Annotated in this window: 25 protein-coding genes and 1 other RNA gene; 10 read left to right on the top strand and 16 right to left on the bottom strand. The window is 67.7% G+C overall.

Annotated features, from left to right (window positions below; all coding sequences use genetic code 11):
* Nucleotides 1-35: 35 nt before the first annotated feature.
* Entirely contained in the window at nucleotides 36-950 is a 915-nt protein-coding gene (locus tag NQV17_RS02690; protein WP_257768549.1) for a class II glutamine amidotransferase, read from the bottom strand.
* Nucleotides 951-1,152: 202 nt separating this feature from the next.
* Between NQV17_RS02690 and pyrC the strand changes: the two genes are divergently transcribed.
* The 3 genes from pyrC to rnpB all read left to right on the top strand — a co-directional run bounded on the left by pyrC (nucleotide 1,153) and on the right by rnpB (nucleotide 3,516).
* Nucleotides 1,153-2,217 carry a dihydroorotase gene (pyrC, locus tag NQV17_RS02685; protein WP_257768547.1) on the top strand — a complete coding sequence of 355 codons (1,065 nt, stop codon included), beginning with the start codon at nucleotides 1,153-1,155 and terminating at the stop codon, nucleotides 2,215-2,217.
* Nucleotides 2,214-3,092 (top strand): DUF3025 domain-containing protein, encoded by an 879-nt coding sequence (locus NQV17_RS02680; RefSeq protein WP_257768545.1) that lies wholly within the window; start codon nucleotides 2,214-2,216, stop codon nucleotides 3,090-3,092. Before pyrC ends, NQV17_RS02680 begins: the two co-directional genes overlap by 4 nt.
* 12 nt (nucleotides 3,093-3,104) lie before the next feature.
* Nucleotides 3,105-3,516: RNase P RNA component class A (gene rnpB / locus NQV17_RS02675), an RNA gene on the top strand.
* 70 nt (nucleotides 3,517-3,586) lie between these two features.
* Here rnpB and NQV17_RS02670 read toward each other — a convergent pair.
* Entirely contained in the window at nucleotides 3,587-4,051 is a 465-nt protein-coding gene (locus NQV17_RS02670) for an OsmC family protein (protein WP_072465471.1), read from the bottom strand.
* Between the two features lie 436 nt (nucleotides 4,052-4,487).
* Nucleotides 4,488-4,793, bottom strand: a complete 306-nt coding sequence (locus NQV17_RS02665) for a DUF1090 family protein (RefSeq protein WP_257768541.1) — start codon at nucleotides 4,791-4,793, stop codon at nucleotides 4,488-4,490.
* Between the two features lie 312 nt (nucleotides 4,794-5,105).
* Between NQV17_RS02665 and rplM the strand changes: the two genes are divergently transcribed.
* The 3 genes from rplM (at nucleotide 5,106) to erpA (ending at nucleotide 6,517) form a co-directional block, all read left to right on the top strand.
* Entirely contained in the window at nucleotides 5,106-5,534 is a 429-nt protein-coding gene (rplM, locus tag NQV17_RS02660) for a 50S ribosomal protein L13 (RefSeq protein WP_009687896.1), read from the top strand.
* Between the two features lie 11 nt (nucleotides 5,535-5,545).
* Nucleotides 5,546-5,938, top strand: coding sequence for a 30S ribosomal protein S9 (gene rpsI / locus NQV17_RS02655; RefSeq protein WP_011883283.1), 393 nt, complete (start codon nucleotides 5,546-5,548; stop codon nucleotides 5,936-5,938).
* Between the two features lie 207 nt (nucleotides 5,939-6,145).
* Nucleotides 6,146-6,517 carry an iron-sulfur cluster insertion protein ErpA gene (gene erpA, locus NQV17_RS02650; protein ID WP_006401687.1) on the top strand — a complete coding sequence of 124 codons (372 nt, stop codon included), beginning with the start codon at nucleotides 6,146-6,148 and terminating at the stop codon, nucleotides 6,515-6,517.
* Nucleotides 6,518-6,665: 148 nt separating this feature from the next.
* Here erpA and NQV17_RS02645 read toward each other — a convergent pair whose 3' ends face one another.
* Complete coding sequence (locus NQV17_RS02645; protein ID WP_257768536.1) at nucleotides 6,666-7,814, bottom strand: anhydro-N-acetylmuramic acid kinase; 1,149 nt, start codon at nucleotides 7,812-7,814, stop codon at nucleotides 6,666-6,668.
* Between the two features lie 142 nt (nucleotides 7,815-7,956).
* On the opposite strand from NQV17_RS02645, the gene tyrS reads away from it, so the two are divergent.
* From tyrS to NQV17_RS02630, 3 genes are read left to right on the top strand one after another with little or no spacing between them, the layout of a single operon-like run.
* The gene (gene tyrS, locus NQV17_RS02640; RefSeq protein ID WP_257768534.1) at nucleotides 7,957-9,198 is read left to right on the top strand and encodes a tyrosine--tRNA ligase; all 1,242 of its coding nucleotides are present in this window, start codon (nucleotides 7,957-7,959) and stop codon (nucleotides 9,196-9,198) included.
* On the top strand, nucleotides 9,195-9,653 hold the full coding sequence (gene dtd / locus NQV17_RS02635; RefSeq protein WP_006751891.1) for a D-aminoacyl-tRNA deacylase: 459 nt from the start codon (nucleotides 9,195-9,197) through the stop codon (nucleotides 9,651-9,653). Before tyrS ends, dtd begins: the two co-directional genes overlap by 4 nt.
* A 21-nt stretch (nucleotides 9,654-9,674) precedes the next feature.
* Nucleotides 9,675-10,337 carry a histidine phosphatase family protein gene (locus tag NQV17_RS02630; protein WP_124487989.1) on the top strand — a complete coding sequence of 221 codons (663 nt, stop codon included), beginning with the start codon at nucleotides 9,675-9,677 and terminating at the stop codon, nucleotides 10,335-10,337.
* 40 nt (nucleotides 10,338-10,377) lie between these two features.
* Here the strand turns inward: NQV17_RS02630 and NQV17_RS02625 are convergent, their stop codons facing one another.
* From NQV17_RS02625 to NQV17_RS02585, 9 genes are all read right to left on the bottom strand, one after another.
* A complete protein-coding gene (locus NQV17_RS02625; RefSeq protein WP_257768530.1) occupies nucleotides 10,378-11,331 on the bottom strand; it encodes an oxygenase MpaB family protein in 954 nt (317 codons plus the stop codon).
* Between the two features lie 24 nt (nucleotides 11,332-11,355).
* Nucleotides 11,356-12,423, bottom strand: a complete 1,068-nt coding sequence (gene ruvB / locus NQV17_RS02620; RefSeq protein WP_044848282.1) for a Holliday junction branch migration DNA helicase RuvB — start codon at nucleotides 12,421-12,423, stop codon at nucleotides 11,356-11,358.
* Nucleotides 12,424-12,531: 108 nt separating this feature from the next.
* The gene (gene ruvA / locus NQV17_RS02615) at nucleotides 12,532-13,113 is read right to left on the bottom strand and encodes a Holliday junction branch migration protein RuvA (protein ID WP_044848281.1); all 582 of its coding nucleotides are present in this window, start codon (nucleotides 13,111-13,113) and stop codon (nucleotides 12,532-12,534) included.
* Between the two features lie 194 nt (nucleotides 13,114-13,307).
* Complete coding sequence (ruvC, locus tag NQV17_RS02610; protein ID WP_124610553.1) at nucleotides 13,308-13,850, bottom strand: crossover junction endodeoxyribonuclease RuvC; 543 nt, start codon at nucleotides 13,848-13,850, stop codon at nucleotides 13,308-13,310.
* Nucleotides 13,851-14,001: 151 nt separating this feature from the next.
* Complete coding sequence (gene purH, locus NQV17_RS02605; protein WP_257768521.1) at nucleotides 14,002-15,567, bottom strand: bifunctional phosphoribosylaminoimidazolecarboxamide formyltransferase/IMP cyclohydrolase; 1,566 nt, start codon at nucleotides 15,565-15,567, stop codon at nucleotides 14,002-14,004.
* 44 nt (nucleotides 15,568-15,611) lie between these two features.
* Nucleotides 15,612-15,845 carry a Fis family transcriptional regulator gene (locus NQV17_RS02600; protein ID WP_006476892.1) on the bottom strand — a complete coding sequence of 78 codons (234 nt, stop codon included), beginning with the start codon at nucleotides 15,843-15,845 and terminating at the stop codon, nucleotides 15,612-15,614.
* Nucleotides 15,842-16,909: a tRNA dihydrouridine synthase DusB gene (gene dusB / locus NQV17_RS02595; RefSeq protein ID WP_257768518.1), complete on the bottom strand. Its 1,068-nt coding sequence runs from the start codon at nucleotides 16,907-16,909 to the stop codon at nucleotides 15,842-15,844. Before dusB ends, NQV17_RS02600 begins: the two co-directional genes overlap by 4 nt.
* A gap of 143 nt (nucleotides 16,910-17,052) precedes the next feature.
* Complete coding sequence (locus NQV17_RS02590) at nucleotides 17,053-18,231, bottom strand: UbiH/UbiF/VisC/COQ6 family ubiquinone biosynthesis hydroxylase (RefSeq protein ID WP_257768516.1); 1,179 nt, start codon at nucleotides 18,229-18,231, stop codon at nucleotides 17,053-17,055.
* Nucleotides 18,232-18,443: 212 nt separating this feature from the next.
* The gene (locus NQV17_RS02585; RefSeq protein WP_257768514.1) at nucleotides 18,444-19,841 is read right to left on the bottom strand and encodes an aminopeptidase P N-terminal domain-containing protein; all 1,398 of its coding nucleotides are present in this window, start codon (nucleotides 19,839-19,841) and stop codon (nucleotides 18,444-18,446) included.
* A 187-nt stretch (nucleotides 19,842-20,028) separates the two neighbouring features.
* Here NQV17_RS02585 and NQV17_RS02580 point away from each other — a divergent pair, with 187 nt between their 5' ends.
* On the top strand, nucleotides 20,029-20,640 hold the full coding sequence (locus NQV17_RS02580; protein ID WP_257768825.1) for a glutathione S-transferase family protein: 612 nt from the start codon (nucleotides 20,029-20,031) through the stop codon (nucleotides 20,638-20,640).
* Between the two features lie 93 nt (nucleotides 20,641-20,733).
* On the opposite strand, the gene NQV17_RS02575 is transcribed toward NQV17_RS02580, so the two are convergent.
* The 3 genes from NQV17_RS02575 to NQV17_RS02565 all read right to left on the bottom strand — a co-directional run bounded on the left by NQV17_RS02575 (nucleotide 20,734) and on the right by NQV17_RS02565 (nucleotide 24,147).
* Nucleotides 20,734-22,353 carry an FMN-binding glutamate synthase family protein gene (locus NQV17_RS02575; protein WP_257768513.1) on the bottom strand — a complete coding sequence of 540 codons (1,620 nt, stop codon included), beginning with the start codon at nucleotides 22,351-22,353 and terminating at the stop codon, nucleotides 20,734-20,736.
* A 118-nt stretch (nucleotides 22,354-22,471) separates the two neighbouring features.
* On the bottom strand, nucleotides 22,472-23,641 hold the full coding sequence (mnmA, locus tag NQV17_RS02570; RefSeq protein ID WP_257768512.1) for a tRNA 2-thiouridine(34) synthase MnmA: 1,170 nt from the start codon (nucleotides 23,639-23,641) through the stop codon (nucleotides 22,472-22,474).
* The gene (locus tag NQV17_RS02565) at nucleotides 23,638-24,147 is read right to left on the bottom strand and encodes an NUDIX hydrolase (protein WP_124487985.1); all 510 of its coding nucleotides are present in this window, start codon (nucleotides 24,145-24,147) and stop codon (nucleotides 23,638-23,640) included. Before NQV17_RS02565 ends, mnmA begins: the two co-directional genes overlap by 4 nt.
* Nucleotides 24,148-24,161: the final 14 nt, after the last annotated feature.

The following is a 24,161-nucleotide window of genomic DNA, read 5'->3' as shown; positions in this document are numbered from 1 at the left end:
GCATGAAGGGCGCGCCCGGCGGCGGCGCGGCGCGCTCAGAAATCGATCGCGTCGTCGGAATCGCCGTCGGCGCCGGCCGCGAGTGCGGCGTGCTGCGTACCGCACGGCGCGGACGCCGACGCGTCGAGCGCCGGGTTGCGCAGTTTCTCGAGCACGCACTCGGGCACCGGAATCTGCATCCGCGCGGCGACGTCGCCGCACTGGAACATGATCAGCTCGCCCGGTTCGAACGAGGTCCAGATTTCGTTGTCGGTCAGCGGCTGCGTGGCGATCACCGCGACACGATCCTCGGGCGTCGTGTATTTCGCGAAGTCGATCGACAGGTCTTCGTCGACCAGATGCGCGGTCGAGAACGGCCAGCGCCGCACGAGGTAGTGCAGCCGCGTCGAGCAGTGCGCGAAGAGGGCCTGGCCGTTCGACATCAGGAAGTTGAACACGCCGTGATCGGTGATGCCGCGCGTCAGCTCGCCGACGCGCTCGAACAGCTCCGGCAACGGCGGCTGCGCGCCGGGGAACGCTTCGCGCAGCCCCTGCATCAGCACGCAGAACGCCTTCTCGCTGTCGGTGGTGCCGACCGGATGGTAGACGCTGCCGTCGAGATCGGGTTCGTACTCCTGCAGATCGCCGTTATGCGCGAAGATCCAGTGCCGCCCCCACAGCTCGCGCATGAACGGGTGGCTGTTCTCGAGCAGGATGTGGCCTTGCGTGGCCTTGCGGATGTGCGCGATCGTGTTCTTGGACTTGATCGGGTAGCGCTTCACCATTTCGGCGAGCGGCGACGTGGCCGATGCCTGGTGGTCGACGAAGAGGCGACAGGCCTTGTCCTCGAAGAACGCGATCCCCCAGCCGTCGGCATGGTGATCGGTGAGGCCGCCCCGGGCCGCGAAACCTGTGAAGGAGAATGTGACGTCCGTCGGCGCGGCGCAGTTCATTCCTAGGAGTTGGCACATTTTACTTGGGGCGGGGGCGGAAGCAGGGTAACCAACCGGGTGAACCCCGGTACAATGTTGCTTCTAGCATATCACCGAGCCTTGAGCGGTAAAAAGCGGATTCCGCCGGCCGAAGGCCCCGTGTTGCGGTTTGCCGTCAGTCGGCCCGCGCACGCGCGTTCCGGCCCCGCAGATGGCCAGCCCGTTCCTCACGACGCCTCCTATGACTGCCTCGAACGCTTCCTCTCCGGCGACGCTCACGCTCGCCCGTCCCGACGACCTGCACCTGCACCTGCGCGACGGCGACATGCTGGCCGCGGTGCTGCCGCACACGGCGCGCCAGTTCGCCCGCGCGATCGTCATGCCGAACCTGAAGCCGCCCGTCACGACCACCGCGCAAGCGCAGGCCTATCGCGAGCGAATCCTGGCCGCGCTGCCGGCGGGCATGGCGTTCGAGCCGCTGATGACGCTATACCTGACCGACAACACGTCGCCCGACGAAATCCGCCGCGCGCGCGACAGCGGCTTCGTGCACGGCGTGAAGCTGTATCCGGCCGGCGCGACGACGAACTCCGACCACGGCGTCAGCGATCTCGCGAAGTGCGCGAAGACGCTCGAGGTCATGCAGGAAACCGGCATGCCGCTGCTCGTGCACGGCGAGGTGACCGATCCGGCGATCGACATGTTCGATCGCGAGAAGGTGTTCATCGACCGCGTGATGACGCCGCTGCGCCGCGATTTCCCCGGCCTGAAGGTGGTGTTCGAGCACATCACCACGAAGGACGCCGCCGATTACGTGCGCGACGCCGATGCGGCGCCGGGCCTGCTCGGCGCGACGATCACGCCGCAGCACATGCTGTACAGCCGCAACGCGCTGTTCGTCGGCGGGATCCGCCCGCATTACTACTGCCTGCCGGTGCTGAAGCGTGAAACGCACCGCGTCGCGCTCGTCGAAGCCGCGACGTCGGGCAACCCGCGCTTCTTCCTCGGCACCGACAGCGCGCCGCACGCGCGCGACGCGAAGGAAACCGCGTGCGGCTGCGCGGGCTGCTACACGGCGCTGCACGCGCTCGAGCTGTATGCGGAAGCGTTCGACAAGGCGGGCGCGCTCGACAAGCTGGAAAATTTCGCGAGCCGCTTCGGCGCCGATTTCTACGGGCTGCCGCACAGCACCGAGACGATCACGCTGCGCCGCGAGACCTGGGAACTGCCGCGCGAGGTGTTCGCGGGCGATACGCCGGTCGTGCCGCTGCGCGCCGGCGAATCGATCGGCTGGAAGCTCGCGTGACCGGCACGCCGCCGCGCGCGGCCGGCCACGCGGCCGGCGGCGGCGCGGCGGCGTTCGCGCGGATCGACTGGTCCGCGCCGTGGCTCGCGCGTTACGCGGAACCGGGCCGCACGCTTCAGGCGGCCGCGCTCGCGGGCGAGGCCGCGCTGCTCGACGCACTGAACGGCGCACTGCGCGGTGATGCCCGTGTCAGCGGCCGCGGCAAGCCGCTGCGCTTCGTGCCACAGGCCGAGCTGCCGCCCGGCATCGCATACGAAACCCATATCGCCGCGACCGGCGGCGTCCCGACCCGCCACAATCTTCACGACTTCTTCAATGCGCTCGTCTGGTTCGCGTATCCGCGCACCAAGGCCGCGCTGAACGCACGCCAGGCCGCGGCGATCGATGCCGCGGGCGGCGTCGGGCCGGTGCGCGGCACGCTGCGCGATGCGCTGACGCTGTTCGACGAAAATGCCGCGCTGTTCGTGACGGCCGACCGCACGCTCGCCGACGCGCTGCGCGGCTTCAGCTGGCAGCTGCTGCTGCTGGCGGCGCGCGACGCGTGGGGCACGCGCTGCGAGGCGCGGCTCGTCGGCCATGCGCTGCTCGAGAAGCTCGTCGCGCCCTACAAGTCGTGCACCGCGCACGCATGGATCGTCGAAGTGGGCGACGACTATTTTTCGTGGCCCGACGCGCAGCGTGCCGCGCATGTCGATGCGCGGATCGCCGGCGAGATCGCGACCCGCGACCTGACGAGCCACGATTTCGCGCCGCTGCCGGTGCTCGGCGTGCCGGGCTGGTGCGAAGCGAATGCCGCGCCCGCGTTCTACGACGATCCGGCGGTTTTCCGCAGCGGCCGCCGCTCGCGCGCTGCCGGCGGCGGCGCACAGTGCTAGAATGCGCGTCGCAAAGCAGGCTAGGCAGTCGCGGCCTCGCCGCCTTCGGGCCGGCGGGGGCGAGGAAAGTCCGGACTCCACAGGGCAGGGTGATGGCTAACGGCCATCCGTGGCGACACGCGGAACAGGGCAACAGAAAGCAAACCGCCGATGGCCCGGCGCAAGCCGGGATCAGGTAAGGGTGAAACGGTGCGGTAAGAGCGCACCGCGGCGACGGCGACGTCCGCCGGCACGGTAACCTCCACCCGGAGCAATTCCAAGTAGGCAGGCGCGCATTTTCGGATGCAGGACGGGGCCCCCGTCTCGTCTGCGGGTAGGAAGCTTGAGCGCGTCAGCAATGGCGCGCCTAGAGGAATGGCTGCCACGCGTTGTGCGCTTCGGCGTGCAGCGTGCACAGAATCCGGCTTATCGGCCTGCTTTGCCGTTCGAATGCGAAAGGGCCGGCGCTCCGTCAGGAGCGCCGGCCCTTTTTTTCATGCGTGGCTGCCGTGCGTTCAGTCGGCGACGATGTCGAACGAATGCGTGAGTTCGGCGGTCTTCGCGATCATGATCGACGCGGAGCAGTACTTGTCGTGCGACAGGTTGATCGCGCGCTCGACCGTGGCCGGGTTCAGGTTGCGGCCGGTGACGGTGAAATGGAAGTGGACCTTCGTGAACACTTTCGGATCTTCGCTCGCGCGTTCGGCCTTCAGCGTGACCGAGCAGCCGGTGACTTCCTGGCGGCTCTTCTTCAGGATCAGCACGACGTCGTACGCGGTGCAGCCGCCGGTGCCGACCAGCACCATTTCCATCGGGCGCGGCGCGAGGTTGTGGCCGCCGCCTTCCGGCGCGCCGTCCATCGCGACGAGGTGCCCGCTTCCGGTCTGGGCGGAAAACGCCATGCCGTCCTGACCCATCCAGCTTACTTTGCATTCCATGCTTGCACTCCAGCGTTGCCTGATTCGGATTCGATCCGGCATTGTAGCCCGCAGCGCTTCGGTCGGCTGATGCGCTGCACGACGCGCCATGCCATGCCGCCGCGTGCGGCGCCCGGCGGGGCACCGAACGGCGATTTCCCTGCTGTCTTTAGGGGTTTTACTCTAGGCGTAACGGGCTCCCGGTTGCGCGCTTGCTTCCCAATCGATTGATTTTAAAAGAGAAAATCCATTAGTCGCGCGAGGCTCATTGAATTCCGCATTATGGTGTTGGATTTCGTAATGCAAATTTTCTTGTGAAGCCGGCGACGCATTCGTATAATGAGCCTCATTGGTTGTCGCGCTGCGGCAATCTCCGCATGTCTCCTCCACCCTCCTCCTAAGGTGGATTAAGCCCGAACCAGCCGTTCGGGCTTTTTTTCGTCCCATGCAAGCATCGGCGCGCAGTTTGCGCGCGTCGATATCCGTCGTTGACTCCCGTTTATGCTGGCCGCCGCGTGGTTGGCTGCGAGGCCGCGCCGGGCGGCGTGTTCGTCGAACGATCGGCAGGGGCCGGCACGTGTGCGGCCGACGCTTGGCCATGACCGCGCGCGCAGAAGTGGCGTACGCGTTCGCGCACCGCACGCAGGCGGGCGATGCGATCTTCGGCATGGGCGCGGCGGGCGTCGGCGATGCGGGCGTCGAGGGCGTCGAGCTTGGCCTCGCAGCCGGCCCGGGCGGCGACGGCGGGCGCCGCGGCGGCCAGCAACGCGGCCGCGAGAAATGGCGTAAGTCGTTGTTTCATCATGCTTGTTTGTTGTTTTTCCGTGATCGGCCGGTCTGGCGCGGCAAGGTCAGGTGCCGCGCGTCGATGGGTGCCGCCCCAGGCGCTCGGTTCGCCTGGTGTATCGGGGCACGACCGGATTTTGGCCCATTTCGGGCGCCGCCGGCACGGGGCGTGGATTCTCTTTGACCGCGCTGCGGTATTTCCTTTATAATTCAGGGCTTTTCCGCATTCATGCCCACGGAAAAAGAACAGGGAGAGCCTGCACCGCGCCTCGAAGCGCACACAGACAAGCAGGAAGAACACATCGGGCAAAGCATTTTTTTTGGATCGATCATGAAGACGTTTTCCGCAAAAGCCCATGAGGTGACGCGCGAATGGTACGTGATTGACGCGACGGATAAGGTTCTCGGCCGTGTTGCCAGCGAAGTGGCACGCCGTCTGCGCGGCAAGCACAAGCCTGAGTTCACCCCGCACGTCGACACTGGTGATTTCATCATCATCATCAACGCGAGCAAGTTGAAGGTCACGGGCAACAAGACTCTGGACAAGAAGTACTACCGTCACTCGGGCTACCCGGGCGGTATCTATGAAACGACGTTCGGCAAGATGCAAGAACGCTTCCCGGGCCGTGCGCTCGAGAAGGCGGTCAAGGGCATGCTGCCGAAGGGCCCGCTCGGCTACGCGATGATCAAGAAGCTGAAGGTCTACGCTGAAGCTACGCATCCGCATTCGGCTCAACAGCCGAAGGCGCTCGAGATCTAAGGGGAGCCCACATGATCGGTAACTGGAACTACGGTACGGGCCGCCGCAAGAGCGCAGTCGCACGTGTCTTCATCAAGGCTGGCAAGGGCGACATCATCGTCAACGGCAAGCCCATCGCCGACTACTTCTCGCGTGAAACGTCGCTGATGATCGTGCGTCAACCGCTGGAACTCACGAACCACGGCCAGACGTTCGACATCAAGGTCAACGTCAACGGCGGCGGCGAAACGGGTCAGGCAGGCGCAGTGCGTCACGGCATCACCCGCGCGCTGATCGACTACGATGCAACGCTGAAGCCGTCGCTGTCGAACGCAGGCTTCGTCACGCGCGATGCACGTGAAGTCGAGCGTAAGAAGGTTGGTCTGCGCAAGGCACGTCGCGCAAAGCAGTTCTCGAAGCGTTAATTCCGCTTCATGGCCGCGCCGCTTCCGGGCGGCGTCCGCCGGAAAAACCGCCAGTTTTCGCGCTGGCGGTTTTTTTATGCCCGCGCGGCGGCGCCCCGCGGGCGGTTTCCTTTACTGAAATCAACAAGAACCTATTGATTTCATGGACATCAGCACGATCTTCTGATCGGCCCTACAATAGCGGCTAAAGCTTTTTGGAGAGTTCGCATGAACGCTGTTACCGAATCCGCAGCAACGACCACCGAAATGCCGGCACCGTTCGTCTTCACCGACGCCGCGGCCGACAAGGTCAAGCAACTGATCGACGAAGAGGGCAATCCCGACCTGAAGCTGCGCGTGTTCGTGCAGGGTGGCGGCTGCTCGGGCTTCCAGTATGGCTTCACGTTCGACGAGGAAGTCAACGAGGACGACACCGTGATGAACAAGAACGGCGTCCAGCTCCTGATCGACTCGATGAGCTACCAGTACCTGGTCGGCGCCGAGATCGACTACAAGGACGACCTCAACGGCGCCCAGTTCGTGATCAAGAACCCGAACGCCACGACCACCTGCGGGTGCGGCTCGTCGTTCTCGGTCTGAGCGCACGACGGATCCTGTCCGGTTCGCCGGAATGAAAAACGGGGCTTGATGCCCCGTTTTTTTGCGTCCGTTGTACGCGACGAACCGCGTGGGTGGCCTGTCGGCGTGTATCGGACGCGCCGCATCCGGGGCTCCCCTCGTTTCCGCATCAGCGCGGATAAAGTGCGCCGAGCACGCGCTCGCCCGCGGCCCCCGTCACGCTCGCGAGATTGCCGGGCTGGCGCGCGGTGAAGCGGTACGCGAGCCACGCGAACGCGAGCGCCTCGACCTGCTGCGGCGGCACGCCGAGCGCGGCCGTCGTCTCCACCGTCGCCGGCACGCCGACCTCGTGCAGTGCATGCCGGAGCGCATCGAGCAGCACCGGGTTGCGGGCGCCGCCGCCGCAGACGAACACGGCCTTGCAGCCGGCCGCGTGCCGGGCGATCTCGCGCGCGACCGAGACGGCGGTGAGTGCCGTCAGCGTCGCCTGCACGTCTTCCGGCGCGACCTGCGCGAACGCGGCGAGCTTCGCGTCGAGCCACGCGGGATTGAACAGGTCGCGGCCGGTGCTTTTCGGCGGCGGCGCGACGAAGTAGGGTTCGTCGAGCAGCGCGTCGAGCAGCGCCGCGTGCACGGTACCGCGCGCGGCGAACTTGCCGCCGTCGTCGTAAGGCTTGCCGAGATGGCGCGTCGCCCATTCGTCGAGCAACGCGTTCGCGGGCCCGCAGTCGAAGCCGCGCACGTCGCCGCCTTCGCCGGGCAGGATCGTGATGTTGCTGATGCCGCCGAGGTTGCAGACGACCCGCGTCTCGCCCGGCGCGCCGAACACCGTCGCGTGGAACGCCGGCGCGAGCGGCGCGCCGTGCCCGCCGGCCGCGACGTCGCGGCTGCGGAAATCGGCGATCACGTCGAGATGGGTGAGCTCGGCGAGCAGCGCCGGATTGTTGAGCTGGCGCGTGTAGCCGCGCTCGGGACGGTGCCGGACCGTCTGGCCGTGCACGCCGATCGCGCGGATCTCGTCGCGCGACAGGCCGGCCGTGCGCTGCAGCTCGTGACAGCACACCGCGTAGCGCGCGACGAGCGCATTCGCCGCGACCGATTCGCGGTCGATCTCGTTGTCGCCGGGCTGCTGCAGCGCGAACAGCGCGTCGCGCAGCGATTGCGCGAAGCCGACGAACGCTTCCGCGAGCACGACCGGCGCGCGGCCGGTCTCGAAACGCACGGCGACGCCGTCGACGCCGTCCATGCTGGTTCCCGACATCAGCCCGAAGTAGATGCCGTCGGCCGGATGGGCGGGTTGCGGATGTCGTTGCGGCACGTTGGGTCCTCCTGGATCGAGCGGCGCGGGCCGGTGCCACGCGCCTTGCGCCCGATTATCCGCGCAACCTGACGCGTCGTTAAGCGATGCACGCGCAAGTTATGGGAAAATCCCTGTCTTTGCGACATTCTTCCTGGCCCCGATGAGCACCGAACCCAGTTCCAAGCCTGTTTTCCCGATCACCGACGAAGTCCGCCATGCGCTCGCCGTCACGAAGCGCGGCGTCGACGAACTGCTGATCGAGGAAGAGTTCGCGCAGAAGCTCGCGCGCAGCGCGGCCACCGGCACGCCGTTGCGCATCAAGCTCGGCCTCGACCCGACCGCACCCGACATCCACATCGGCCATACGGTCGTGCTGAACAAGATGCGTCAGCTGCAGGACCTCGGCCACACCGTGATCTTCCTCATCGGCGATTTCACGTCGCTGATCGGCGACCCGTCGGGCCGCAACGCGACGCGCCCGCCGCTCACGCGCGAGCAGATCGAATCGAACGCGAAGACCTACTTCGAGCAGGCCGCGCTCGTGCTCGACCGCGCGAAGACCGAAATCCGCTACAACAGCGAATGGTCGATGCCGCTCGGCGCGGACGGGATGATCAAGCTCGCGTCGCGCTACACGGTCGCGCGGATCCTCGAGCGCGAGGATTTCACGAAGCGCTTCCAGGGCGGCGTGCCGATCTCGATCCACGAATTCCTGTACCCGCTGATGCAGGGCTACGACTCGGTCGCGCTGAACGCCGACCTCGAGCTCGGCGGCACCGACCAGAAGTTCAACCTGCTGGTCGGCCGCGAACTGCAGAAGCAGTACGGCCAGGAGCAGCAGTGCATTCTCACGATGCCGCTGCTCGAAGGCCTCGACGGCGTCGAGAAGATGTCGAAGTCGAAGGGCAACTACGTCGGCATCAGCGAGAAGCCGACCGACATGTTCGGCAAGCTGATGAGCATCTCGGACACGCTGATGTGGCGTTACTTCGAGCTGCTGTCGTTCCGCAGCATCGAAGAAATCGCGGGCTTCAGGCGCGACGCCGAAGGCGGCCGCAACCCGCGCGACTTCAAGGTGCTGCTCGCGCAGGAAATCGTCGCGCGCTTCCACTCGCAGGCCGATGCCGAGCGTGCGCTGGAGGACTTCAACCACCGCGCGAAGGGCGGCGTGCCGGACGACATCCCGTCGGTCACGCTCGCGGGCGCGCCGCTCGCGATCGGCCAGCTGCTGAAGCAGGCGGGCCTCGTGCCGTCGACGAGCGAAGCGCTGCGCAACATCGAGCAGGGCGGCGTGAAGATCGACGGCGCGACCGTCTCCGACAAGGGGCTGAAGGTCGAGGCCGGCGAGTTCGTCGTCCAGGTCGGCAAGCGCCGCTTCGCGCGCGTCACGCTGACCGCATGATCGCGCTGATCCAGCGCGTGAAGCGCGCCGACGTGCGCGTCGGCGACCGCACGACGGGCGAGATCGGCGCTGGGCTGCTCGCGCTCGTCTGCGCGGAGCGCGGCGACACCGAAGCCGCGGCCGACAAGCTGCTCGCGAAGCTGCTCGGCTATCGCGTGTTCAGCGATGCCGCGGGCAAGATGAACCTGCCCGTGTCGAACATCGACGGCGCGGGCGGCGCAGGCGGCCTGCTGCTCGTGTCGCAGTTCACGCTCGCGGCCGATACCAACAGCGGGCTGCGGCCGAGCTTCACGCCGGCCGCGCCCCCAGACGAAGGCGCGCGCCTGTTCGACTATTTCGTCGCGGCCGCGCGCGAGCGTCATCCGGTCGTCGAGACGGGCGAGTTCGGCGCCGACATGCAGGTGTCGCTCGTCAACGACGGCCCCGTGACGTTCTGGCTGCAAGTGCGGCCCTGATTCATTCCCGGAGACGCCGCGATGGCCACCACGCAGATTCTCTTCATTCGCCATGGCGAGACGGCCTGGAACCGCATCAAGCGCATCCAGGGCCATATCGACATTCCACTGGCTGACACGGGGCTCGCGCAGGCGCAGCGGCTGGCCGTCCGGCTCGCGCGGGACGCGCGCGAAGGACAGCGGATCGACGCGATCTATTCGAGCGACCTGATGCGCGCGCAACAAACCGCGCAACCCTTTGCCGATGCGCTCGGGCTGCCGCTGCAGTTGCGCGAAGGGCTGCGCGAACGCGCGTACGGCGTGTTCCAGGGGCATGACAGCACCGAGATCGAGACGCTGTTTCCGGACGCCTACGCCGCGTGGCAGACGCGCGACCCGGGCTTCGCGCCCGACGGCGGCGAGTCGCAGCGCGAGTTCTATCATCGCGTGCTGCATGCGCTCGAGCCGATCGTCGCCGCGCATCCGGGCGGCCGGATCGCGTGTGTCGCACACGGCGGCGTGCTCGACTGCGTGTACCGCTTTGCAAACGGTATCGACCTGTCGGCGCCGCGCAGCTATCAGCTGCTCAACACGAGCATCAACGTCGTCGATTACGTCGATGGTCGCGCGCAGGTCGTGCAATGGGCCGACGTGTCGCACCTGGACGCCGCGAGCGACGACGACGGGTATCGCAAGGTACTCTGATCCGGTCGTACCGGCTCCGCCCGGCGGAAGAAGCCGATCGTCAGGCGGGCGGGGTGCCGTCGGGCGGTGTCGCCGTTGCGCGGCGGCGTGCGCGCTTCGACGCACCGTTGACGAGCGCCCAGCGCAGCACGGGGGCGACTGCCCGCACACCGGGCCGGACCACCGCGCGTCGCAGCGGCGCGAACGTCGACACGTCGAGCATGCGCTGCGCCCAGGGCGGCAGCAGGTCGATTCCCGCATGCATGATCAGCGACGCGGCCGGCCGCAGCGCGGGCGTTGCGACCGGCACGTTCAGCAGGATGTCCATGACCTCGAAAGTGTGCGGCCCGGCTTCGAGCTCGGGCTGCATGCGCGCGAAATAGGCCGCTACCTCGGCGCGTGAACGGGGCACATCCCGGGCGCCGAGCAACTCCGCGATCAATGCCGTTTCCGCGTAGTAGCCGTCCTGCAGCTCGCCCGACAGCGTCGGATTCACGTAGCGCAGATGCGCGGCGAGGAAGCTCGAAACTTCCGCGACATGCACCCAGGTCAGCAACGCCGGATCGTCGGCTCGATACGGCCGGCCGTCGGGCGCCGTGCCCGATATGCGCGCGTGGATCGTTTTCACGCGCTCGATGAGCGCGAGCGCGTCCGCGCGGCTGCCGAACGTCGTGCCCGTGATGAACGTGGCGGTGCGCCGCAAGCGGCCGAGGATGTCGGTGCGAAACGACGAGTGATCCCAGACGCCCGCGAGCGCGAGCGGATGGAGCGCCTGCAGCAGCAGCGCGGCAATGCCGCCCGTCATCATCGACGTGAAATCGGCATGCACGCGCCAGCAGATCGCGTCGGGGCCGAACAGCCCCGGGTCTCCGGGCGGCGACGAGAGATCGATCGACGGACCGCCGCCGCCCGTCGTCAGGTGCGTGATGCCGGCCACGAGCCGCTTGCGGATCGGTTCGACCCAGCGCGGGCCCGGTGTGGGCGGGGCGGGGTGCGGGCTGGGCGGCGTGGTCATGGCGAGCTTGGCGCGGGCAGCGGGTTACTTCCCGTCGGCGGTATCCCACATCCCGCGTTCGGGGTTGCCGGCGTCGGGCGCGGAGAGCCCGAAGTGGCGGTACGTGAGCAGCGTCGCGACGCGCCCGCGCGGCGTGCGCTGCAGGAAGCCCTGCTGGATCAGGTACGGTTCGAGTACGTCCTCGATCGTGTCGCGCTCCTCGCCGATCGCAGCCGCGAGGTTGTCGATGCCGACCGGGCCGCCGTCGAACTTGTGCAGGATCGCCTCGAGCAGCTTGCGGTCCATCAGGTCGAAGCCGACCGGGTCGACGTCGAGCATCGCGAGCGCGGCGTCGGCGACGGCCGCGGTGATCTGGCCGTCGGCCTTCACTTCCGCGTAGTCGCGCACGCGGCGCAGCAGCCGGTTCGCGATCCGCGGCGTGCCGCGCGAGCGCTTCGCGATCTCCAGCGCGCCGTTCGGATCGATCTGCGCGTTCAGCAGCGACGCCGAGCGCCGCACGATGCGCGACAATTGCTCGGCATCGTAGAACTCGAGGCGCGCGACGATCCCGAAGCGATCGCGCAGCGGGTTGGTCAGCATCCCCGCGCGCGTGGTCGCGCCGACCAGCGTGAACGGCTGCAGGTCGAGCTTCACGCTGCGCGCGGCCGGCCCTTCGCCGATCATGATGTCGATCTGGTAATCCTCGAGCGCCGGATACAGGATTTCCTCGACGACCGGCGACAGCCGGTGGATCTCGTCGATGAACAGCACGTCGTTCGCTTCGAGGTTGGTCAGCAGCGCGGCGAGATCGCCCGCGCGTTCGAGCACGGGGCCCGACGTCTGGCGCAGGTTCACGCCCATCTCGCGCGCGATGATGTGCGCGAGGGTGGTCTTGCCGAGACCCGGCGGCCCGAACAGCAGCACGTGGTCGAGCGGCTCGGCGCGGCGCTTCGCGGCCTCGATGAAGATCTCGAGCTGGCCGCGCACCTTTTCCTGGCCGACGTAGTCGTCGAGCTGGCGCGGCCGCAGCGCGCGTTCGAACACCTCCTCGTGCGACGAGGCGGGCGTGGCGGCGATGATCCGCTCGGCGGCGAGTTTGTCGGTTTCAATCATGCGGCCATTGTACCGCGCGCCGTCACGCGGCCGAACTGGCCGAACGGCCGACTGGCGCGTGCCGCGCGACGGCGCGACACTGGCTCCGACAGCCGGCTCGGGCGGCCGTTACACCTTCGACAGTGCCTTGAGCGCGAGTTTGATGCCTTCGGACACGCCGGTGCCGGCCGGCACGTTCTTGATCGCGGCGAGGCCTTCCTTTTCCGAATAGCCGAGCGCGAGCAGCGCGTTGAGGATGTCGGTCGCGTGGTCGGACTGGGACGCAGCGCCGGCGAGCGCACCGAGGTCCGCGCCGAGCTTTCCTTTCAGCTCGAGCAGCAGGCGCTCGGCGGTCTTCTTGCCGATGCCGGGCAGGCGCGTGAGGCGCGCGGCGTCCTGCATCGTCACCGCCTGCGCGAGCTCCTGCACGCTCATGCCGGACAGCACGGCCAGCGCCATGCGCGCGCCGATGCCGGTGATCTTCAGCAGTTCGCGGAAGGTCGTGCGCTCCTGCGGCGTCAGGAAGCCGTACAGCAGGTGCGCGTCCTCGCGCACGATCTGCTGCGTGAGCAGCACGACGCGCTCGCCTGTTTGCGGCAGGTTGTAGAAGGTGCTCATCGGCACGTCGATTTCGTAGCCGACGCCGTTGCAGTCGACGAGCAGGTGAGGCGGATTCTTTTCGAGCAGGATGCCGGCGATGCGACCGATCATGGATGGCGGGATGCGAGGAAGAAAGCGCGAGTGTAGCGCAGGTGCGGCGCGATGCCGATGGGTTGGCCGTCAGGCCGGGGCGCCGCGCGACGCGGGGCGATCAGGCGGGCGGGTAGGCAGGCAGGACGGTGGCAGGCGCAATGCGCGCGACGCGGGTGGCCGCGCGCCGCGCCGAAGGGGTGCGTGCCGCCGCGTCAGCCGACGAGCCGTCCGCGCCGCACGCGCAGCCCCTTTTTCGCGAGCGCCGGCGCGAGGCCGCCGATCGTGCCTAGCGTATTGCCGCTGTGCGCGTGGCAGATCGCCATCCCGAGCGCGTCGGCCGCGTCGCTGCCGGGCTGGCCGGTCAGGTTGAGCAGCCTCGTGACCATCTCCTGCATCTGCGACTTGGTCGCGCGGCCGTAACCGACGACCGCCTGCTTCAGTTGCAGCGCGGTGTATTCCGCCACCGGCAGGCCGCCGGAGACGAGGCCGCAGATCGCGGCACCGCGCGCCTGGCCGAGCAGCAGCGTCGACTGCGGGTTCACGTTCACGAACACCTGTTCGATCGCGGCCTGGTCGGGCGCGTGTTCGCGCACGAGCGTCGATACGCCCTGGAAGATCGTACCGAGCCGGGTGGCCAGGTCGGCTGTGGGCGTGCGGATCACGCCGCTTGCGACATAGGCGAGCCGGTGGCCGCTGACGTCGATGACGCCAAAGCCGGTGACGCGCAGGCCGGGGTCGATGCCGAGAATTCGCATGAGTGAGGAGAAAAACCTGATGCCGCGATACTACAACGAATGGTGCGCGGGGCCGGCCGCGTGGCTGCGTGCGCCGGCGCCGCGCAATAAAAAACCCGGCGGGGATGATGCCGCCGGGTTTTCGTGCGGCGGCCGCGCGGGCCGCGTGCGATCAGTGACGGAAGTGGCGCACGCCCGTCAGGATCATCGCGATGCCGTGCTCGTCGGCCGCCGCGATCACTTCGTCGTCGCGCATCGAGCCGCCCGGCTGGATCACGCAGGTCGCGCCTGCCGCCACGACGACGTCGAGACCGTCGCGGAACGGGAAGAACGCATCCGACGCGACGGCCGAACCGGCCAGCGTGAGGCCCGCGTTCTGCGCCTTGATGCTCGCGATGCGTGCCGAATCGACGCGGCTCATCTGGCCTGCGCCGACGCCGAGCGTCATGCCGTTGCCACAGAACACGATCGCGTTCGACTTCACGTACTTCGCGACGCGCCATGCGAACAGCAGGTCGTCCATTTCCTTCGCGGTCGGTTGACGCTTCGTGACGACGCGCAGCTCGCTCGGCTGCACGTTCTTCGAATCGAGCGACTGCACGAGCAGGCCGCCGCCCACGCGCTTCAGGTCGAACGCGTTATGGCCGTCGCCGAGCGCGATTTCGAGCAGGCGCACGTTCTGCTTCGCGGCGAACACCTGCTTCGCGGCGTCCGTGAACGACGGCGCGATCAGCACTTCGACGAACTGCTTGGCCACCGCCTGCGCGGCCGTCTCGTCGACTTCGCGGTTGAACGCGATGATGCCGCCGAACGCCGACGTCGGGTCGGTCTGGAATGCCTTCGCGTATGCGTCGGCCGAGTCGTTGCCGACCGCGACGCCGCACGGGTTCGCGTGCTTGATGATCACGCAGGCCGGCGCGTCGAACGTCTTCACGCATTCCCACGCCGCGTCCGAATCCGCGATGTTGTTGTACGACAGTTCCTTGCCCTGCAGCTGGCGGTAGTTCGCCAGTGCGCCGGCCGGCGCCGCGAGGTCGCGGTAGAACGCCGCGCTCTGGTGCGGGTTCTCGCCGTAGCGCAGGTCCTGCACCTTGTCGAACGCCATGTTCAGCGTGGCCGGGTACGCGCTGCGCGATGCGTGCTGCAGCTCGTCGGTCAGGCTCGTCAGGTAGTTCGTGATCGCGCCGTCGTATTGCGCGGTGTGCGCGAACACCTTGGTCGCGAGGCGGAAGTTGGTCGCATAGCCGATCGCGTTGCCGTTCGCCTTCATTTCGTCGAGCACGACCGCGTAATCGGCCGGGTCGACGACGACCGTCACGTCGCGGTGGTTCTTCGCGGCCGAGCGCAGCATCGTCGGGCCGCCGATGTCGATGTTCTCGATCGCGTCGGCGAGCGTGCAGTCGTCCTTCGCGATCGTCGCGACGAACGGATACAGGTTCACGACCAGCAGGTCGATCGTCGGGATGCCGTGCTGCTCCAGCGCCTGCATGTGCTCGGGCAGGTCGCGGCGGGCGAGGATGCCGCCGTGCACCTTCGGGTGGAGCGTCTTCACGCGCCCATCGAGCATTTCCGGGAAGCCCGTGTAGTCGGCGACTTCGGTCACGGGCAGGCCCGCGTCGGCGAGGAGTTTCGCGGTGCCGCCAGTCGACAGCAGTTTGACGCCGAGCTCGGACAGCGACTTCGCGAAGTCGACGATGCCGGTCTTGTCGGAAACGGAAATGAGCGCTTGCTTGATCATGATGGAACCACCAATAGCCAGGGAAACGGGGACGGGACGGCCGCCTACAGCAGGCCGTGCTGCTGCAGCTTCTTGCGCAGCGTATTGCGATTGATGCCGAGGTACTCCGCGGCGAGCGACTGGTTGCCGCCGGCCTGTACGAGCACGACCTCGAGCATCGGCTTTTCGACGCAGGACATCACCATTTCATAGACGTCGTGCGGATTGGAGCCGTCTAGATCCCGGAAATACACGTCCAGGCTCTCGCGGACACATTGTTCGATGTTGTGCTTGCTCATGCTGCTAACTGGTTATGGTCGTCCGACTCGCCCTGGCCGTTTTCCTCTTCGTCATCGACGTAGACGAGGTGGTCCGACAGCGCCTTTTGCGCCTCGAAGAATGCATTGACGGCGGCGAGCTGCTCGCGGGTGGAATCGAGCGTGTTCATCCTGTGCCGGAACCCGTTGGCACCGGAAAGGCCGCGAGTGTACCAGCCGATGTGCTTGCGCGCAGTACGGACGCCCGTGAATTCACCATAGAACGCGTAGTGGTCTTCCAGGTGTTCGTTCATCACGTGCTGGATCTCGTCGATCCGCGGCGGGGGCAGCAGCTCGCCGGTTTGCAGGAAATGATCGATTTCACGGAACAGCCACGGCCGGCCTTGCGCGGCGCGACCGATCATCAGTGCGTCGGCGCCGGTGGCGTCGAGCACGGCCTTCGCTTTCGCCGGCGACGTGATGTCGCCGTTCGCGACGACCGGGATGCGCACGGCCGCCTTCACGGCCGCGATGGTGTCGTATTCCGCGTCGCCGCGGTAGAGGTCGGCGCGCGTGCGGCCGTGCACGGTCAGCATCGAGACGCCGGCCGCCTCGGCGAGGCGCGCGACCGTGATCGCGTTCTTGTGCTCGCGATCCCAGCCGGTGCGGATCTTCAGCGTGACGGGCACCGCATCCGGCCCCGTGCCGACCGCCGCGACGACGGCCTCGACGATCCGCTGCACGAGCGGTTCGTTCTGCAGCAGCGCGGAGCCGGCCGCGACGTTGCAGACCTTCTTCGCCGGGCAGCCCATGTTGATGTCGATGATCTGCGCGCCGTTGTCGACGTTGTAGCGGGCCGCTTCGGCCATCATCGCCGGATCGGCACCGGCGATCTGCACTGCGATCGGCTCGACTTCGCCTTCGTGGTTCGCCCGCCGCATCGTCTTCGCGCTCTTCCACAGCTGCGCATTGGACGCGACCATCTCGGACACGGCGTACCCGGCCCCCAGCCGCTTGCACAGCTGGCGGAACGGACGATCCGTCACGCCGGCCATCGGGGCGACGAACAGGTTGTTACGCAATACGTGAGAGCCGATAACGGGCATCGCAATGGCACCGCCCGCGAGCGCCGGGCGTCGCGGGCAAAAAAGGGCAGAGGGAAAACGTGTATTTTACCGTATTCCCATGCCCCGCCGATTTGACCCGGTTTGCGCGGCCTGATGGCGCGCAACGCGCGGCGCGCCGCGTGTCAGTTGCGCTGGCCGAACATCATCTGGCGTGCGATCGCCTTCTTGAGCGGCGGCACGAATTCGAGCGCGGTGAGCGCCGCGCCGCGCAGCAGCGGAAGAGGGCCGGCGTCGACGGTAAACAGGCGCGCGAGCGTGTCCGTCGCGCCGATCGTGAAGCGCCGGTCGAGCGCGCGCCGTGCGTTGAAGGTGGCGAGCGCGGTCGCTTCGAAGCCCTGCGTGGACAGTGCGTCGACGAGCGTGTGCGCATCGCGCAGCCCGAGGTTGAGCCCCTGGCCGGCGACCGGATGCAGCGTTTGCGCGGCGTTGCCGACGATCGCGATGCGCCCGTTGACGAGCGTTTGCGCCGCGTTCAGCCCGAGCGGGAACGATGCGCGCCCCGCGATCGCGACGAACCGGCCCATCCGCTCGCCGAATGCAGCGCCGAGTTCGCGCAGGAACGCGTCGTCGGGAAGGGCGGCGCGGCGGGCCGCCTCGTCGGGCGTGCAGCACCACACGAGCGAATACTCGGCACCACCAAGCGGCAACAGCGCGAGCGGGCCTTCGTGCGTGAAGCGCTCCCAGGCGACGTTCGGGCGCGGCGCCGAGACGGTGACCGTGCCGACGATCGCGGTCTGGCCATAGTCGCGGCGATGCTTGCCGGTATCGGCCTGCTGTTCGTGGAACAGCCCGCCTTCGGCGTTGATGACGATGCGCGCGCGCAGCGTGCGCTCGCCTTGCGGGCCGTCGAGCGTCAGCGTGACGCCGTCGGCGTCCTGTTGCGGCGTGCGTGCGGTGGTCGACGTGAGCCAGTCGACGCGCGTGCCGCGCACGGCCTGCGCGAGCGCCTGCACGATCGAGCCGTAACGCACGACGTAGCCGAGCGCGGCGAGGTCGTGCTCGTCGCGGTCGATCAGCGTGCGGCCGAAATGGCCGCGCTGCGACACGTGGATGTGTTCGATCGGCGTTGCGTCGGCCGGCCATCCGAGCGTGTCGAGCAGCACGCGGCTGCCGTGCGACACGGCGATCGCGCGCGGGTCGTTCGCGCTCGCGGCCGGCTCGCGCGCGTCGATCAGCGCGATCGACGCGTGCTGCGTCGCGCTGCGTCGGGCGAGCCAGCCGGCGAGCGCGAGCCCGACGGGGCCCGCGCCGACGATGGCGAGGTCATGGTCCGGCGTGGCCGGGGAGGAAGCGGTCGTCATCAGTGTTCGTGAAACGGGGTAACGGTCAACTGCGGGTCAACTGCGGATCGACGGCAGATCAACGGCAGATCAACGGCAGATCAACGGCAGATCAACGGCAGATCAACGGCAGATCAACGGCAGATCAACGGCAGATCAACGGCAGATCAACGGCACATCAACACCGGGCCAACGGCGGCCCGGCATCGGCGCGATGTCAACCTGCGGCACGCTCACGCGCCGTGCGCCGCGCCCGCACGCATCAGCGCCTCGATCTCGTCGGCCGCCACCGGCACGTCGCGCGTGATCAGCTCGCAACCGTGCTCGCGCACGATCGCGTCGTCCTCGATGCGGATGCCGATGTTCCAGTATTCGGACGGCACGTCGTCGGCAGCCCGCACGTACAGGCCCGGCTCGACGGTGAGCGTCATGCCGGGTTTCAGCGTGCGCCACGGCAGCGCGCCGTTGGCGTCGCGCGCGGCGAGCCGCTCGCGGTAGTCGCCGCAATCGTGCACGTCCATGCCGATCCAGTGGCCGGTGCGGTGCATGTAGAAGCGTGCGTACGCGCGCTCGGCGATCACGTCGTCGACGCTCGAGAAGCGCGTCTTCGGGATGATGCCCGTATCGAGCAGCCCTTGCGCCAGCACCCGCACGGCCGCGTCGTGCGGCGCCTCGAACGGCACGCCCGCGCGCGTCGCGTCGATCGCGGCCTGCTGCGCGGCGAGCACGATGTCGTACAGCGTGCGCTGCGCGGGCGAGAAGCGCCCGTTGGCCGGGAACGTGCGCGTGATGTCCGACGCGTAGCCGTCGAGTTCGCACGCGGCATCGATCAGGATCAGGTCGCCGTCCCGCGCGGCCGCGTTGCCGGCCGGGTAGTGCAGCACGCACGCGTTCGCGCCGGCCGCGACGATCGAGCCGTACGCGGGCGCCTGTGCGCCATGCTTGCGGAACGTGTACAGCAGCTCGGCCTCGAGTTCGTACTCGCGGATCCCCGGGCGGCACACCTGCATCGCGCGGCGATGGGCGAGCGCGGAGATGTGCGCGGCACGCATCATGATCGCGAGTTCGTGTTCGTCCTTCACGAGCCGCATGTCGTCGAGCAGGGGCGTGAGGTCGAGCAGCGCGTCCGGTGCGGCGACGCCGCTGCGCGCCTGCGCGCGCACCGCATCGATCCAGCCGGCGAGCTGGCGGTCGAACTCGGCCGACGCACCGAACCGGTAGTGCACGGTGCCCGCATCGGCGAGCAGGCGTGGCATCTCGGTGTCGATCACGTCGACCGCGTAGGCCGCGTCGAAGCCGAACGCATCGCGCGCGGCCTCGGGCCCGTAATGGAAACCTTCCCAGATCTCGCGGTCGGCATTCTTCGCGCGGCAGAACAGGATCGATTCCGGCGCGCCGTGCGACCCGGCAGCGTTCAGCACGAGCACGGCATCCGGCTCGGTGAAGCCCGTCAGGTAGTGGAAGTAGCTGTCATGCCGGTACGGAAAGGCCGTATCGCGGTTGCGCAGCATTTCCGGCGCGGTGGGAACGATGGCGACGCCGCCGCCCGCGGCGCGCAGTGCGGCAAGCACGCGTTCACGGCGCTGGCGATAGACGTCGACGGCGATGGCGGTATCGAGGGGCGCATTCATCGTGCGATTGTAGCGCCGCCGGACGCGGCGCGTGAGAGACGCGGCCACAAGCCGCGCCGGACGGGGCTCGGCGGCGGCTGTTGCAAACCATCCACAGGCTGGACGGGCGATTTTCTATCGGGCCGCGCCGGCCGGTTATGATCGGCGACAACGTATACTCTCGGCGGTTCCCTTAAAAAGGCAGATGATGAAATTAATCGGTTCGCTCAGCAGCCCGTACGTCCGCAAGGCGCGGATCGTGCTTGCTGAAAAGAAGATCGACTACAAGCTGGAGCTCGAGAACGTATGGGCGCCGGACACGGACATTCATGCATCGAATCCGCTCGGCAAGGTCCCGTGTCTCGTGATGGAGGATGGTGCCGCGGTGTTCGATTCCCGCGTGATCTGCGAATACGTCGACACGCTGTCGCCGGTCGGCAAGCTGATTCCGCCGTCGGGGCGCGAGCGGCTCGAAGTGCGGTGCTGGGAAGCGCTGGGCGACGGCGTGCTCGACGCGGCCGTGGCGATCCGTCTCGAACACACGCTGCGCGACGAAGCGCAGCGCAGCGCGAGCTGGATCGCGCGCCAGCAGCGCAAGATCGACGACGCGCTCGTCGCGATGTCGCAGGGCCTCGGCGGCAAGACGTGGTGCGTCGGTAATCATTACACGCTCGCCGACATCGCACTCGGCTGCGCGCTCGGCTACCTCGACTTCCGGGTGCCCGAACTCAACTGGCGCGACCGCCATCCGAATCTCGACAAGCATTTCGTGAAGCTGTCGCAGCGGCAGACGTTCGTCGACACGCTGCCGCAAGGCTGACCGGCCGCCGCCGGCGGATCGGGCAGACAAGAGAAAAGCGCCCCGCGGGGCGCTTTTCTTTTTGGCGAGCCGCCGGCGGCGGGCGCTCGCGCGTTACTCGATCGACGTGTAAACGGTTTCGCCGAGCACGAAAGAATCGCTGCGCGCGATCGGCCACCACTTGTCGTACAGCGTATAGCCGCACGTCTGGCCGTCGAGCAGCGCGCCGGGCTTCAGGTACTTCAGCAGCTGCGACATCAGCCGCACCTCGTGCGGCGCGACGCGCTGCACGATGTGATGCGCGCGCAGCTCGGACGGATGGCCGAGGCCGGCCGCCTGCACGAGTTCCTGCAGCGCGTGCAGCGTATTGCGGTGGAAGTTGTACACGCGCTCGGCCTTGTCGGGCACGACGAGGGCGCGCTGGCGTGCCGGGTCCTGCGTGGCGACGCCGGTCGGGCAGCGGTCGGTGTGGCAGTGCTGCGCCTGGATGCAGCCGACCGCGAACATGAAGCCGCGTGCCGAGTTCACCCAGTCCGCGCCGATCGCGAGCGTGCGCGCGATGTCGAACGCGGTGATGATCTTGCCGCTCGCGCCGATCTTCACGCGATCGCGCACGCCGATCCCGACGAGCGTGTTGTGCACCAGCAGCAGCCCTTCCTGCAGCGGCACGCCGACATGGTCGGTGAATTCGAGCGGCGCCGCGCCGGTACCGCCTTCCGCGCCGTCGACGACGATGAAGTCGGGCACGATGCCCGTCTCGAGCATCGCCTTCGCGATCCCGAAGAATTCCCACGGATGGCCGATGCACAGCTTGAAGCCGGTCGGCTTGCCGCCCGCCAGCGTGCGCAACCGTTCGACGAATTCGAGCAGCCCGCGCGGCGTCGAGAATTGCGAGTGCGTCGCCGGCGAGATGCAGTCCTTGCCCATCGGCACGCCGCGCGTCTCGGCGATCTCGGGCGTGATCTTCGCGGCCGGCAGCACGCCGCCGTGGCCCGGCTTCGCGCCTTGCGACAGCTTGATCTCGATCATCTTGACCTGCGGATCGGCGGCCTGCTTCGCGAACTTGTCCGGGTTGAACGTGCCGTCCTCGTTGCGGCAGCCGAAGTAGCCGGACGCGATTTCCCAGATGATGTCGCCGCCGTTCTCGCGGTGGTACTTCGACAGCGAGCCTTCGCCGGTGTCGTGCGCGAACCCGCCTTTCTTCGCGCCGAGGTTCAGCGAGCGGATCGCGTTCGCGGACAGCGAGCCGAAGCTCATCGCCGAGATGTTGAAGATCGAGATGTCGTACGGCTGCGCGCGATTCGCGCCGACCCGGATGCGGAAGTCGTGGTTCGGCAGCTTCGTCGGCGCGAGCGAATGGCTGATCCATTCGTGCGCGACGGCCTTCACGTTCAGTTCGGTGCCGTACGGGCGATTGTCGGCGACGTTCTTCGCGCGCTGGTAGACGAGGCTGCGCTGCGCGCGCGAGAACGGCTTCTCGTCGGTGTCGTCCTCGACGAAGTACTGGCGGATTTCAGGCCGGATGAACTCGAACAGGAAGCGGAAATGGCCCCAGAGCGGGTAGTTGCGCAGGATCGCGTGGCGGTCCTGGTTCAGGTCGTACAGGCCGACGGCGACGAGGGCGACGGGGATGATGATCCACAGCCAGGAAAGCACGTGGATCGACGCGAGCGCGGCCGCTGCAACGAGCAGCAGGACGGCACACCACATCGCGAGGTAGCGTCGTGAAAGCATGGGGACTCCGTAAGAATCTTGAAATGCCGCCATGCGTACGCTGCGCGGCGGCGCACCGGCCGCGGAGGAATCGTGTTCCGCCGGGCGCGGCGTGCCGCAAGTCTAAACCGAATGGATGTCAGCGTGCTTCGGCGAGCGCACCCGCGCGGGCGGCCGCCGCTGCCGGCGCCGTCTGGCCGGGCTGGCCGGTGGCCGCGAACTCGATGATGCCGCCGCCGAGGCAGATCTCGCCGTCGTACAGCACGGCCGACTGGCCGGGCGTGACCGCCCATTGCGCGTCGTCGAAGGCGAGCGAGAAGCGGGCTTCGCCGGCCGGGCCGGGTGCGGCGGCGCCGAACGCGCATGCCGCATCGGCCTGCCGGTAGCGCGTCTTCGCGCCGCACGCGAAGCCGTCGGCCGGCGGTTCGCCCGCGACCCAGCTCACGTTGCCGGCGACGAGCTCGCGCGACAGCAGCCACGGATGGTCGTGGCCCTGCACGACGTACAGCGTGTTCGACGCGATGTCCTTCGCCGCGACGAACCACGGTTCGCCGCTGCCGCTCTTGCTGCCGCCGAGGCCGATGCCCTTGCGCTGGCCGAACGTGTAGAACGCGAGGCCGATGTGCTCGCCGACCACCTTGCCGTCCGGCGTCTTCATCGGGCCGGGTTTCGTCGGAAGATAGCGGTTCAGGAAGTCGCGGAACGGCCGTTCGCCGATGAAGCAGATGCCGGTCGAGTCCTTCTTCTTCGCGTTCGGCAGGCCGATCTGCGCGGCGATCTCGCGCACCTTCGTCTTCGGGATCTCGCCGAGCGGGAACATCGTCTTCGACAGTTGCGCCTGGTTCAGCCGGTGCAGGAAGTACGACTGGTCTTTCGTATGATCGAATGCCTTCAGCAGTTCGAAGCGGCCGTCGCGCTCGCGCACGCGCGCGTAGTGGCCGGTCGCGATCATTTCCGCGTCGAGCGACATCGCGTGGTCGAGGAACGCCTTGAACTTGATCTCGGCGTTGCACAGCACGTCCGGGTTCGGCGTGCGGCCGGCCGAATATTCGCGCAGGAATTCGGCGAACACGCGGTCCTTGTATTCGGCCGCGAAGTTCACGGCTTCCACGTCGATGCCGATCAGGTCGGCCACCGACACCACGTCGATCCAGTCCTGGCGCGTCGAGCAGTATTCGCCGTCGTCGTCGTCTTCCCAGTTCTTCATGAACAGGCCGACCACGTCGTATCCCTGTTCCTTCAGCAGCCACGCGGTCACCGACGAATCGACGCCGCCCGACATGCCCACTACTACACGGCGCTTGCTCATTTGTTTACCGCCTGACGGTCGAATGCGTCCGGGCGCGGCGCGACCGAATGCGTGTGCACGAAATCGAGCGGAATGCGCCGCCCGGCCAGATAGTCGTCGACGCAGCGCATCACCGCGGGCGAGCGGTGACGCTCGCTGCACGCGCGCAGCTCGTCGGCGCTCATCCACAGCGTGCGGACGATGCCGTCGTCGAGCACGTGGCCCGGCAGCGGCTCGCCGGCCGTGCCGCAGAACGTGAAGCGCAGGTAGGTCGCGCCGGCGCTGCCGGGGCGGTCGTAGTGCGCGAGATAGACGCCGACGAGTGCATCGGGGACGAACGGATGCGCGGTTTCCTCGAGCGTCTCGCGGATCACGGCGTCGGCGAGCGTCTCGCCGGCCTCGAGATGGCCGGCCGGCTGGTTGATGCGCAGGCCCGTCGAGGTTTCTTCCTCGATCACGAGAAAGCGACCGGCGCGCTCGACGAGCGCCGCGACGGTCACATGCGGGGTCCAGATTTCGGGTTTCATGGATCGGCATTTTA

It is taken from the genome of Burkholderia sp. SCN-KJ, assembly GCF_024656005.1.
Taxonomy (GTDB): domain Bacteria; phylum Pseudomonadota; class Gammaproteobacteria; order Burkholderiales; family Burkholderiaceae; genus Burkholderia.
This window is presented reverse-complemented; position numbering and strand designations above follow the sequence as displayed.